Origin of the sequence: Butyrivibrio sp. TB, from assembly GCF_900110805.1 — a bacterium.
Taxonomy (GTDB): Bacteria; Bacillota; Clostridia; order Lachnospirales; family Lachnospiraceae; genus Butyrivibrio; species Butyrivibrio fibrisolvens_C.
On the sequence record NZ_FOER01000027.1, the window covers coordinates 1 to 13,367 of the forward strand.

The 13,367-nt window shown below is 35.4% G+C and carries 12 protein-coding genes; 8 read left to right on the forward strand and 4 right to left on the reverse strand.

What is annotated here, in order from left to right; genetic code table 11:
• The first annotated feature begins 294 nt into the window (after nucleotides 1–294).
• From BMX21_RS15800 to BMX21_RS15815, 5 genes are all read left to right on the forward strand, one after another.
• Nucleotides 295–1,902 carry a transglutaminase domain-containing protein gene (locus BMX21_RS15800; protein ID WP_092045800.1) on the forward strand — a complete coding sequence of 536 codons (1,608 nt, stop codon included), beginning with the start codon at nucleotides 295–297 and terminating at the stop codon, nucleotides 1,900–1,902.
• A 174-nt stretch (nucleotides 1,903–2,076) separates the two neighbouring features.
• Nucleotides 2,077–3,990, forward strand: coding sequence for an asparagine synthase-related protein (locus BMX21_RS15805; RefSeq protein ID WP_092045802.1), 1,914 nt, complete (start codon nucleotides 2,077–2,079; stop codon nucleotides 3,988–3,990).
• 103 nt (nucleotides 3,991–4,093) lie between these two features.
• The gene (locus BMX21_RS19450; RefSeq protein ID WP_177174071.1) at nucleotides 4,094–4,240 is read left to right on the forward strand and encodes a hypothetical protein; all 147 of its coding nucleotides are present in this window, start codon (nucleotides 4,094–4,096) and stop codon (nucleotides 4,238–4,240) included.
• Between the two features lie 155 nt (nucleotides 4,241–4,395).
• Nucleotides 4,396–5,313: an AAA family ATPase gene (locus BMX21_RS15810; protein WP_092045804.1), complete on the forward strand. Its 918-nt coding sequence runs from the start codon at nucleotides 4,396–4,398 to the stop codon at nucleotides 5,311–5,313.
• A 57-nt stretch (nucleotides 5,314–5,370) separates the two neighbouring features.
• Nucleotides 5,371–6,678, forward strand: coding sequence for a nucleotidyltransferase domain-containing protein (locus tag BMX21_RS15815; protein WP_177174072.1), 1,308 nt, complete (start codon nucleotides 5,371–5,373; stop codon nucleotides 6,676–6,678).
• Between the two features lie 73 nt (nucleotides 6,679–6,751).
• Here the strand turns inward: BMX21_RS15815 and BMX21_RS15820 are convergent, their stop codons facing one another.
• A complete protein-coding gene (locus BMX21_RS15820) occupies nucleotides 6,752–7,729 on the reverse strand; it encodes a glycosyltransferase (RefSeq protein WP_092045809.1) in 978 nt (325 codons plus the stop codon).
• Nucleotides 7,730–7,754: 25 nt separating this feature from the next.
• Complete coding sequence (locus BMX21_RS15825) at nucleotides 7,755–8,027, reverse strand: PqqD family peptide modification chaperone (RefSeq protein ID WP_177174073.1); 273 nt, start codon at nucleotides 8,025–8,027, stop codon at nucleotides 7,755–7,757.
• A gap of 122 nt (nucleotides 8,028–8,149) precedes the next feature.
• Here BMX21_RS15825 and BMX21_RS15830 point away from each other — a divergent pair, with 122 nt between their 5' ends.
• Nucleotides 8,150–9,397: a nucleotidyltransferase family protein gene (locus BMX21_RS15830; protein WP_177174074.1), complete on the forward strand. Its 1,248-nt coding sequence runs from the start codon at nucleotides 8,150–8,152 to the stop codon at nucleotides 9,395–9,397.
• 22 nt (nucleotides 9,398–9,419) lie between these two features.
• The gene (locus tag BMX21_RS15835) at nucleotides 9,420–10,427 is read left to right on the forward strand and encodes a glycosyltransferase family 2 protein (RefSeq protein WP_177174075.1); all 1,008 of its coding nucleotides are present in this window, start codon (nucleotides 9,420–9,422) and stop codon (nucleotides 10,425–10,427) included.
• Between the two features lie 125 nt (nucleotides 10,428–10,552).
• On the opposite strand, the gene BMX21_RS15840 is transcribed toward BMX21_RS15835, so the two are convergent.
• Both BMX21_RS15840 and BMX21_RS15845 read right to left on the reverse strand, forming a co-directional pair.
• Nucleotides 10,553–11,359 carry a sensor histidine kinase gene (locus tag BMX21_RS15840; RefSeq protein ID WP_092045817.1) on the reverse strand — a complete coding sequence of 269 codons (807 nt, stop codon included), beginning with the start codon at nucleotides 11,357–11,359 and terminating at the stop codon, nucleotides 10,553–10,555.
• A gap of 185 nt (nucleotides 11,360–11,544) precedes the next feature.
• Nucleotides 11,545–12,225 (reverse strand): response regulator transcription factor, encoded by a 681-nt coding sequence (locus BMX21_RS15845; RefSeq protein ID WP_092045820.1) that lies wholly within the window; start codon nucleotides 12,223–12,225, stop codon nucleotides 11,545–11,547.
• 61 nt (nucleotides 12,226–12,286) lie between these two features.
• Here BMX21_RS15845 and BMX21_RS15850 point away from each other — a divergent pair, with 61 nt between their 5' ends.
• Entirely contained in the window at nucleotides 12,287–13,354 is a 1,068-nt protein-coding gene (locus BMX21_RS15850; RefSeq protein WP_092045822.1) for a hypothetical protein, read from the forward strand.
• The last annotated feature ends 13 nt before the right edge of the window (nucleotides 13,355–13,367 follow it).

Sequence of the window (13,367 nt, forward strand, 5' to 3'; positions counted from 1 at the left end):
AGACAGCGCAGGCTATGCCTAAATCAGATGCTATGGACAGGCTAATAAAAGAGCTACTTGGCGACAGACTTCTGGAACTTAGTAGATATGTGATGCTGGATACGCTAAACAGATCCATGACAATAGACAAAACAGCACTTATAGATGCTGGATATACGCTAATAACTCATTAATGGGCGGGTCAATTCACAGTGTAAAAATCGGGATTTAGAAATAAATCTGACCCACCTCTAAAATCGCTAGTTTTGATTTTAAGGTGGGTCAGATTTAAGTATAAAAGTGGGTCAATTTTACTTGACAATCAACAATATGACCAATGCAGCTGGTTTTGAAGAAAACTACAAAACTTTTAATTGGAACACTCAGAATATTCTAAGCGGCATAGATCCGGACATGAAGGATGAGGATATAGCATTATATTTGCATGATGTAATAGATGAGATGACTACGTACAAACATATAGGTTATGGGGCGTACAAGCCCTGTGGACCGCTTGTATATGGACAGGCTGTGTGTGAAGGCTATGCAACAGCATATATGTATCTGCTCGAAAAAGCAGGTGTACAAACATATAAGGTATACAGTAATAGTATGAATCATGCATGGAACTATGTAGAACTTGATGGGAGTATATATGCGATAGACGCTACCTGGGATGATACAAGGTATTCCGGTTCAACATTAAACGGAGCATACGGACATAAGTATTTCCTAAAAACCGATAGTGAAATGGAAGCGCTTGGACATTATGATCTCAAAGTATCAGGAGATGTAAAGGTTTCAGCGACATCTGATAAGTACTCTGATAGTTTTATACATACAGTTGAAGGTGCATCAAAATTCTATGAAGGTTATTGGTTTTATGCTGATGGTGCTGATATTAAATATGCGAATTTGTCTGACTCCGAAGGAACTACAGTTTTGACGGCTAACGGAACGGTTAAACTTGTAGATGTAAAAGATGGAATTATAACATATATGGTTGGAAGCGCTACTTATACTTACAATTTGACCCAAGATTCATCTAAAGGAGCAAATCAAGATCAGACCGGCAGCGACAATCAAGATAATAACAATTCAGGAACTGTAGCAGGTAGTACTGAAGATGGTGCATCTAATCAAGAAATAGATCTTTCAACCTGTACCGTTGCTAAATTTTATCTTGTAAAAGAAGGTGGAAGCAGAAAAAATTATTCTTCTGGCAACTATATTAGTCTTGGAAAAGGCTACATAATAGAAGAAGTAAAAATACAAGATGATGAAGAAGCTATAATAGCTAATCTTGCTCAGATACCATCATATGAAAACTATGTTTCTGAGGGAAAGAGAGTACAGTGGTATTCCATCAAGAAAGAAAATGATGGATGGCACGTCGATGGGGAGATAGTAAAAAAAGAAGAAAACCAAGAACCACAAGCCCCATCAGAACCACAAGCCCCATCAGAACCACCGGCCCCATCAGAAACAACGGATTCATCAGAATCATCAGAAGAATCCGGATCCGGTAATATAGACAAAACGGAAGAAGGAACTACAGAAAACCAACCCATAAATAGCGATAATCAAGATACAGGTGACAACCAGGGTAGTGTAGAAGAAACTCATGTGGATGATACATCAAAACAAGAGATAGATCTATCAACTTGTACTGTTGCAAAGTTCTATCTTGTAAAAGAAGGCGGAAGTAGAAAGAATTATTCACCAAGTAATTATATAAATCTTGGAAAAGGCTACATAATAGAGGAAGTAAAAATACAAGACGATGAAGAAGCTATATTAGCTAATCTTGCACAAATACCATCATATGAAAGCTATGTTTCGGAAGGAAAGAGAGTGCAGTGGTATTCTATCAAGAAAGAAAACGATGGATGGCATGTTGATGGAGCAATAGTTGACGAGTAAGTATACTTAAAACCATATATAATGCTAGTACACAAATGTGACATCATCATGTTAATGGCTTATTACAAACAGAGTAAACTGTGGAAATAATACAGTTTACTCTGTTTGACTATATAAATATAACATGCTAGAATTACCACGTTTTGAAAAAATCATCTGGGGAGCAAAGAAAAAATGTCTGCAATTTATGGAGCGATTGACTTTAACGGGAGATATATAACAGATAAGGAAATAGAATGTTTAAAAAAGCCCTTTGAAAGGTGCAAAATAGATAGATATTCAGATAACCATGAAGGAAATGTTTATATGGGATGCGGATTACAATACGTAACCAGGGAATCTCATATGGAGAAACTTCCGTATTGTGATAACGAAATTTTTTTTGATGCAGATCTGATCCTTGATAATAGAGAGGACATTGCATTAAGACTGGGAATTGATACGGATAAGATAAAAGATATACCGGATGCAGAGCTTACTTTTAGATACATCAAATCAAAGGGTGTTGATGGGCTAAATGACCTTTTGGGAGCATATGCATTTATTTATTATGATAGAAACAGTAACAAGCTTATTATGCCTATTGATGCAGTTGGTAACAGGTGCATTTATTATAGAGTGATTGGAAATACTTTTTATTATTCTTCACTAATGGAATCTCTTGAGAATCTTGAAAGAACTACTAAAAACGGCAGATGGATATCTGATTTTCTTGCCATGGATTCTCTGGTAATGATTAATGAGCTTTTTGAAACTCCCAAAAAGGAAATCTTTAGAGTGGGTCCGGCTCATTATGTTTCTTTTGATGGAAAGAATGCAAAGCAGGTCAGATATTGGGACTGTTTAAGGGACAACTCCCAAAATCTCGTAATAAAAACAGATGACGAATATAAAGAGGAATTCAGAAAGATATTTTTTGATGCGGTACGGTGTGTACTTCGCTCAGACAATAAAACATCAATATTGTTAAGCGGAGGTTATGATTCAACCGCTGTTGCGGCGGTTGCCTCAAAAGAACTTGCAAATAGAGGAGAGGAGCTTTTTTCATACACTTCTGTACCTTTAAAAGGTCTAAATACCCAGAGCCTTAATAATGCAGCAGTTGATGAAACTGAGGCTGTACTTAAGACTCAGAAAATATACACCAATATTAATTGTAAATTTATGGATCTTGAAGACAAAAATCCATGGAAAGATAGAAAACTCGTATTTGATGATATTGAATTTCCATATAAATCTATCCCCAATACCATGTGGATAAGAGAGGCATTTGTCAACTCAAGAGATATAGGTGCTAAGGTAATGCTAATGGGAGAATTTGGTAATACTACCATTTCATATGGCAACTATAGACTGTACGTGTATGAGCTTTTAAAAAAAGGCCATTTTATCAAAATTCTTACACAAACCAGGGCTTTTTGTCATAAAAACGGATATAGTACCAAATATTTTTTGAAATGCTTTATAAAGGATTTGATAAATAAACATACAATTGATATGGATAAATTAAGTAAATCAATATATTTATCTAATACAGCCATAAAGAAGTACAGTGTGTATGAGAGACTATCGAGCTTGTATGAAAAATTTGATAAGGCTGAGAGATCTTATAAGCTTGAAAGAAGTGTAACAAATGAATTGCTAGCACTTAGACAAATAGGTGAGATAAATACGAAGCTCTCGCTTGAGACTGGGGTAATTGTTAGAGACCCTGCCAAGGATAAAAGAGTATTAGAGTTTTGCCTTAAAGCACCTATTGAATTATTCCAACATGGTTTTGAGTGGAGAAGGCTTTGCAGCATATACTTAAAAGATATAATGCCTGAACATGTTTTGAATTGCAGTTTTAAGGGTATACAAAGTGCAGATTTTAAAAGCCGTATTGCTGTTAACTGGGATGGCTTTATAAATGATTGTAAAGAACTTGTGAAAAAGGCTCATAATAATAATGAATTAATAGAAATAGTAGACCTTTCAAAGATAGAAAAAGATCTGGACAATTGGGATGATTCAAATAAATTAGGAACATTTGATGTTAATCGAATGATATATACAATGCTTATCATTGAGTATTATTTGAAGAAATGACTGTTTTGAATTGTTACAAATGTGTAGGAATCCTTGATAATAAGAGAAAAAGAGATAAAATAAATTATGTAATAAAAATTTATAAATAAAGGAGAACTACGGTATGAAGAAGTGGAACGTACCAGCAATGGAAGAACTTTCTATCAACGAAACAGCTAACGGACTTGCTCCAAGCGAAGATTTTGATGGAGATTGGGTACAGATCGACGGAAAATGGTATCGTCCAGGAAATGGCAATTCTAGTAACTAATTTTAGTTAATAATAATGCCATGAGCCGTGTATTTATTACACGGCTCTTTTTTTGTTATTATATATCATTTAGGAATTTGAAAATACTGGATTTGCCGTATGTATAAACTTGGGGTACAATATGGCAGTAAGTCTTTAACAAGGGGGATTTTGAAATGTATAAATATCGAGAATTCGGATTTAATATAGAGTCATACAGAGAAATATTGGAAGCGCCTGTATCAGATTTTGAAGGTGAACCGGATGTTGTTATTTATGAGGAGCGGTTTTCTAAAGATTATGATAAGCTTTTCGAGAATATGAATGATGACATAAACCAGATGTCAACAATTGATAAAGATGAAATTGTAATTGCTCATAAGAACTATGGTTTGTTTGTATTTCGTGAAGGTAAGAAAATAGGATGCCAGCTCCTTGGCTCATGTACAGCGGAGAGATTCACTATTTTCATAAACTGTTTTGCCTTAGCTCATCTTATGATTCAAAGAAAAGAAGTGGCAATACATGGAACGGGTCTGGAATATAAAGGCAAAGGGATCATAATCTCAGGATTCAGTGGTGCAGGTAAATCGTCGATAGCTCAAGAACTTATAGAAAGAGGTTGCGGATTTCTTTCTGATGATCTTATCAGAATAAGGCAGATAGATGATGTAAACTATATGTGTCCTGCCAATCCGGAGAGAAAACTGTGTTTTGATACAGCAGAAAAATATAATTATGACATAACCACGTTAAGAAGAGTTATTGATGAAGATAGAGAGAAATATTATCTCAAGGAAAATGATAATTATATAGATAAGCTTATGAAGGCTCAAGTGTTTATCATTCTTGATGTAGATGATATCAAAGAGGTTAAATACGAAGAGATAACCGGAGGAGAGAAAATTAAGCAGATCATGGAATGCCTCTTTAGGCTAAGTGCGTATAAAGAATTCGGACAAGAACCGGCTCTGTTTATGAGAATGATGAGTCTGGCCAATCAGATCAGCTTATATAAGATAACAAGGCCAAGAGAAGGAGATACTATAGCTCAAAGGGCGGATTTTATCCTTGATATTGTGGATAATATTTGATACTATGGATTTTGCTTTGGGGATTATGTAGATATAAGTTGTATGATGGAAGCTGAAATGAATTATTGGAATAAAGAAACTATAAAGGATTTCCTTGGATTGCTCAAGGCTTCTCTTTTAATTAAAGATAGATATGAAGAAGCCGTTAGTGTTATAAATGGTATTAATTTTTCAAATATAAATTGGGATGAAGTATATAGTGCCGCTAATATAAACGGAACAATCCCGTTGCTCTACCCGGTAATAGAATATATCAGAGATAATTCTGATGTTATTGCTGATGATTTAGCTGATAAGTGGAAGACAGGTACAAAAGTTAATATGATCATCGAGTTGCCTAAATATACAGCAATTCGAAGAATAATTGAAAAGGCTTCTCAGGCTGATATTAAGATTGTCTTTTTTAAAGGGCTGATTCTTTCTGATCTTTATCCCAGTTATCTTTATAGAAGTAGTTGCGATTCAGATATATTTGTTGATAAAAAAGACATAAGAGCATTTGAAAACATTCTTGAAGAACTTGGATATGTAAAAAAGCAAAGTTCTTCCAAAGAAGAGGTTCAGGTTTACAAGCACCCTTCAATGCGGCATGTTGTTGAGGCACATACTTGCCTATGGGAAGACTATAAAGGACCTAGAATGGATATTCTGGATAGACTATCTTTAACAGATAAGTCTACAATGGTTGATCTTACTGCATGCGGAATAGAAGTAACAACGCTTGGATATGAGGAGCATCTTATATATCAGATGTTTCATATCATTAAGCATTTTAGTCTTAATGGTATCGGTATCAAATACTTGATAGATATTACATTATATGTGAACAAGTATCTTGAGTTCATAGATATAAACAGATTCTGGCATAAAATAGATTCTCTTGGATATGCTAAGTTTGCGGAATATTTCTTTTATGTATGTCATGAATATCTTGGAATGACAGATGAAATATATGTTCAAAGGAATCCGGAAATTGGAGAAAATGTACTTGGCTTTATTATAGATTTGATAAATCTGGGGAATGTTAATGAAAGAGAAGCCGGATGGCAGATCCTTGGAGCTATGGAAGCCTATTTTACCGGTGAAGAGAAGGTATCAGGTACCAGATTCAGACGTAAGATACAGATGATATTCCCATCTGTAAAGGCGATGCCTAAGGTCTATGGGTATGTAAAGAAGTATCCTATTTTGCTACCGGTAGCCTGGATACACAGATATATTAAGTTTATTAATAAAAAGATATCTCAAAAAGATAATGTTTACGGAATGACTGAAAAAATCAATGTTGCCGAGAAGCGTTTATATTTGATAAAACATCTGGGTTTGGCTGAAGCCATAAATGATGAGTGTCGCGATGATGACTAAAAAAGAGCAATCGCTATAGATGATCCAATCATCTATAGCGGTTGCTTTTTTACCGTGAGCCTAACGGAATACGTCATTTTATTGAATAGTAAACTGGTAGAAGAATACAACTTATTTTATAAGTAATTGGATTCATTGATCTCATGAATCTGGCGTTTTTTCCCTGATAGGCGTTTAAATACTTGTTAGATTTCCACTTTGGGAAAGTATCCTGTAGTTTTTTCCAATTTAAAGAAAATGCTTTCTTACGGCTAGCAGAATCTTTTATCCGTGCCATACGGCCAAAGGAACTGCAAAGGAGTATTCTGGTATATAAAAACTCCAAAGCTTCTCCATAGTCTTTAATAAAGCCTTTCTCTTTATAAAATGCATATATGTCATCAAGAATATCGAATATCTGCATTGTCTTTAAAGTCTGAAAGTTATTGATGGAAGTTCCTCTTTGAACATAGTGGACGAAGGGGTCTTCAACATATTCAATCCTTGTAAGAAAAGGAACGATCTTACAATAAAAGTTTACATCCTCATATATCAGCCCCTTAGGGAATCTGACACCGGTTTCCAAAAGCCATGAGGCTTTGTATATCTTGTTCCAAACAACGGATCTGCCGTTCATAATAAGTTCTTCTTTATCATGAATATGCCTGCCTATCTCGGTGTCTTCGAAATCGTCGAAAGTGTGGTGAAGATTACATTCTACAATGTCTGCAGACGTTTCTATAGCACGCTTATACATTGTTTCGTACATCTCCAGATCTATGTAATCATCCGAATCAATAAATCCGACGTATTCTCCGTGAATATATGGAAAAGCGTAGTTTCGGGCATCAGAAAGTCCGCCGTTTTGCTTGTTTAATACAACGATCCTGGAATCTTTTTGGGCATATCTTTCAAGGATATCAAGCGAACTATCTGTAGAGCCGTCATTAACTGCAAGTATCTCGATATCATTAAGCGATTGGCCGGTTAATGAATCGAGACACTTCTCAAGATAGTTTTCAACGTTGTAGATAGGAACTATTATGCTGACCTTAATATTGGTATTGTTCATAATAGGATTTATCCTGCCTGGTTTTTTATGTTAAAGAAATAAAATTAGCCTCTTCAAGCTGCGCAAGGAACTTCTCTGTTCCTGAAAGGCATGTTTCTTCATCTACATCGTAGATAGTAAGGAGAGTCTTTACAAGATCTCCAACAGTTGTTTCACTCTGGATATTGTCCCAGATATCTACAGCTGTTCCTCTGAGAAGGAAATATTTACCGCTATCAAAATCAATCATGACCTTATCACCGGCCATATCAGTTACATCAATTTTTTTGATCAGTTTGATTTTTGTTTCTTTGTTCATCACAAACCCCATTTTCTAAAACTATTTTCACATAGCAGTTGTATTTTCTGCCGAATCAATATTATATTATAGTGAAAGAAATATCAAGTTAAAATTCTATAATGTTAGATCGTGGGGTTAATATGAATAGTAACAAAGCATTACTGACTAAGCAGTTTATCCGGTTGCAAAGATATGCACTTGATAACAAAAAGCCGGATATTTCTTATGTCGGTTGTGACTGGGAGACGCTTATTTCTTTGGGCGGGTTAAATAAATGCGGGGCTCTTCTTAACAATGCTGTAAATAAAGATCCGGACTATTTTGACATAGATAAAGAGGTACTTAAAAAATGGAATGAAAAAGCCAAGAAGGAATTTCTGGATTCCTATAACAGATTCTCAGAGTTTAAGAGAGTTTATAGCTGCTTTCAAGAAGAAGGAATAAGAGCTGTTGTTTTAAAAGGGTATGTTCTTGCTGTGTTGTATCCTGATATTTTTTCAAGATATAGTAGTGATCTTGACATTAAACTTGATCCTAAAGACAAAGACAGGGTGCATGAATTATTAACACAAAAGCTCGGCTTTTCTTATAACAAGGCAGATAGCAAGAACAATGTCAAACTTTATATGCATGGTAATCTTTTGATAGAAGCACATTACACCTTGTGGGAAGATTATCATGGTGATAATATCGATGTGCTTATAAAAGAAAAACTCGATGATGAAGGTACGCTTGTTAAAGTTCCTATCACGGATGATGTTGCAGTGTGGACTTTGGGACATACAGAGCACCTTATTTTGCAGATGTTTCATATTATCAAACATTTTATCGTAGAAGGTATTGAGAGCAGATACTTGATTGATATTGCTTTGTTTGTTAATAAATATAAGGATGAGATTGACTTTAAGAGGTTTTTCAGAGTATTCAAAGAAATGAATTTTGATAATTTCTGTGCTGTTTATTTTACGAAATGCATTGAATACTTTGGAATGGATGAAAATGTTCTGGCTAAAGAAGACAGAGTTTATCCGGAGGATGAAGCGGCTTTCCTGCAGGACATTGTTTTTGCCGGCAAAAGAGATCTTGAAGATAATTCAAGTTACAGCCTCCTGGGAATACTGTCTCCGTATGTTAATGGCAAAAAAGATGCAGGAGATAAAAAAGGCGGCAGAATACTTCATACTCTATTTCCATCAGTCTCAGATATTGATGATAAGTATGCTTATTGCAAGAAATATCACTTTCTGTTGCCCATAGCATGGATACACAGGGCATTTCGGGCCATATATTTTAAACTTACAAAGGGAAACAAAGTATACGGAGTAAAGGATAAAATTACCGGATCTGAATACAGGATCAGGATGATGAAGAATTCAAAGATTCTTTAATATAATCAAGGAAGTTATAAAGGTGAATCAGGTTTCAGTAATTGTGCCTGCCTATAACAGTGGCAGGACTATAGAAAGATGTATAAAGTCTTTAATTGGCCAGACTTACGATGCTAAGGAAATAATCATCGTAGATGATGGGTCTACAGATAATACTCCTAATATCTGTCAAAAATATGAGCAAAAGGGAGAACTTAAGTACTATAAAGCTGCGCATGGAGGCGTTTCTAAGGTCAGAAATCTAGGCCTTTCAAAGGCTAACGGACAATATGTGATGTTTGTAGATGCAGATGACTATGTCAGAGATACCTTTTTGGAAAAAATGGTAGAAGCTTTGGAGATAGGAGACTGCGATATGTGCATCTGTAAATATCTTCGCGTCGTCTACAATGATCATTATCCGATAAAGAACCTTCAAAAAAGCGGCATCATAGATAGGAACAAGTATCTTATAGACACTCTAAATGATCCCGGACATCACTATTTTGGCGTTATCTGGAATAAAATATTTAAGACAGATATCATCCGAAAGAACAATATAAGATTTAGGAGCGATATCACGCTGGGAGAAGATTTTGTATTTTCGCTGGAATACCTGCTACATGCAAAGAAGATCAATGTAATAGATGATAAACTTATATATTACTGCTATCAGGACAGCAACACACTTTCCAGGATTAAGGAAAAAAAGATCACTGACTGCGAAAATGAAATGACTAATCGTAATCATATCTACGAGACGTATGTTAATGTGATGAATAAAGCAGGTCTTTACAGTAAGTATGAAAAGCTTATTAACAGGTACTGGATTGTCTTTTATCTGAGACAGAAATATGATCTTATTTCCAATTATAAATGGAGCATAGAGGAAAAGAAGCTCTGGATGCAGGAAATTCTTGATAATGGCAACTTAAAGGCAGCTCTTAGAATATATAAAAAGCCCGAGATCACTGCGCAGTACATGTACTACATAGTGACTCAGACTACTAAAAATATGCTTAAAGCGGTTATAAAAAAAGTTAAGAGTTAAATTCTGTTTAGAGCTGTATAAGAAGCAGGTCAAAGTTACATACAACGCATTTGTATTATGAAAACAGCAGTTTATTATAATGCTTACATATTCATATACAGATAATCTGATCAGTTATGAGTGAATCAGTCCTTAAGAATGGGTAGTGTTATGGCAAAAGTTGTGCCATGGTCACTACCTGTTTTTGATCTACAGGTTATAGTTCCTGAGTGGATCTCAACAATCTTCTTACAGATAGACAGACCAAGTCCGGCGCCTGATTTGCCGGAAGGAGTCCTGGGTATATCTCCTGTAAAGGATCTTTCAAAAATCTTATCAATATTATCAGGTGAGATACCCGATCCGTTATCTGATACAGATATAATAACATGTGTTTCGGATTCATCGGTACTTGCACTTAGCGTGATACTGCCATCTTCCCCCAGATATCTGAGAGCATTATCAAAAAGATTATTCAATACTCTGTCAAAATAATTAGGATCGATCTCGATAGTGTACTCAAAGCTCATAGGCACATCAAGTACAAGATCAACATCTTTGAATTTGGAATCCGCCTCATTAGTAAAAAAGAAATCTTCAAGATAATTGCCACATGGAAGCGGAACAGGCCTTACTATCGTACTGTTAGAAGATAACTTAGACAAAAGAAATATCTCGTCTATCATGTATTCAAGTGAAGCGGCTTTTTTATCGATCAGTCTGTAGAGATCTTTTCGGTTATCTGTACTGATTCCGGGAGTTTCTTCTAAATACTCAATAGCACTTCTGATAGCAGCTATGGGTGAACGAAGATCATGCGAGATATTAGAAAAATACTCACTTTGCTTTTGATTTATACTTCCTAGTTTAAGATTTGATTTATATAGACCTTTCGAAAGATCTTCTACTCCAAGAGATGGTTCATCGTATCTTTTTTTGGAATGCTCTTTCATCTTACCTTATTTGATCCGCATAAAGTTAAGGATCAACCTTTCTTCTCATATAAGTTTGGCGGCATTTAAAAAAGCCGGATTTTCATTTGGTTTTAGAATATATTTTAAGCCACATACAAAAAGCGGTCTTGATGATACCTTGAATCTATAAATGATAGTTTGGTTTTAACAGTATAAAGGTCAGTTCATCTTGGAATTATAAATTTATATCCCTTGCCATAAGCCGTTTCTATGCAGTTCATAAGCCCACCATAGCTTTCCAGCTTTTTTCTGAGGCGGCTTGCAACTACCATTATGGTTCTTCTATCACTTTCCTGATATATACCCCAGATTTTTTTGCCTATAGTTTCAAAAGGAATGACTACTCCGGGATTTTGGACGAGCAACAAAAGAAGCTCATATTCTCTATTTGCAAGTATGATCTCGGTGTCGTCATTGTACAGAACTTTGCGGTCTAAAAGCTTGATTTGAAGAGGGGGATATGTTATCGTATTAGCTGCTTTTGTAATGTTTTTCTTTTTGATTTGAAGCCTTATTCTAGCTGACAGTTCTTTTAAGCTGTAAGGCTTTATCATATAATCATCTGCACCGGACATGAGCCCTTCAACACGATTGTCTTCAGAGGCTAGTCCGGACAAAAGTATAATTGGGGAGTCGGTATATCTTTTGATAACATTGATGGCGCTAAGGCCATCTGTTCCGGGCATCATAATATCAAGAACGATGCAGTCCGGATGAATCTGCTTAAGGGCAGATATAGCATCGTCGGCCGTCTGATAGGTATATACTTTATATCCTTCATCTGAAAGATGGTTTTTGTTTATCTCTAAAATATCCCTGTCGTCGTCAATTATCATTAAAACCATAGTGTACCTCACTGTGAAAATAGGTTTTTGTTAATTATATTATATCTGTTGGAGGAAATGAATGGAATTATCTGGGGAAAAATTGAATAAAGCAGCTGATTATGCTGAAGCTAATTTTAAGCTGATGTGGAAGCTCTTTTCCGAAGAAGACAGAGGCCGTATCCTTACCGGTATGGATGAAGTATCAGAATATATCAGAACGATTGTAAGAGATTCGTACATAGTAGATTCAAGCCCTATTTATTGGCTGGAATTCCCGCTTATTGGAAATCCTTGTACAGACTTTTCTGTTGGATACTATGCTGATGAGCTTCCTGAGCAGATACACATAGTTGGCGAAAGCCTTAGAGATAAAAAGGGATACTTTGAGCATTTCTACAAGTTACTGAAAGAAAATGATAAGCACAACGAAGTATGTCTTGAGTTTGATGTATCTGCAGGTGAGATAAAACGGCCATCGTATGGGAGCATCCCATATATGGTAGATGATTTTACCATCTCTGAGAATAAAAAGAGAATAATTGATAATATGACTCTCATTAATCAAACTGACAGAATTGATGAAGCAATATCTATCTATGATAAGAGCCCTGAATATTGGAAGCCATACTATCAAGGCGTATCTGACGTAAGAGAGAATCTCCCTATGAGGATCACGTGGTTGCTTGATGATGATTGCAAACAGGTCTATAAGGAGGATCCGGGACAGCTCAAAAAAGACCTTGAATCTGTAGGAGCAGTTATGACGGATGCTACTATAGATCAGATGCTTGAAGTTCTTAAGCTTGAAGGAACTGTAGAACTGCAGATGGATCTATCAAAAGACGGTCATGTTCTCTCACATATCGGGCTGTGTGTTTCATCTGATTATTATTATCAAAGCACAGATCCCATGAAGATTTATGAGGATTATATAAAGCTTGGTATTAAATGGGGGATTGCAGATGAAAGGTATAAGTGCATTTCTCCTGAAAATAAAGTCATCATGTTACCATACTATGATGAAGAAAGGGGTATGATACATAAAAGAATATCAATGGGGCTTTATATATTAAAGTTTAAATGGTCACATAAAGGTATCATACCACTCAAAGCATATTATTTTATGAAAAGTAATAAGATGATGTGATGGTCAAAATAAT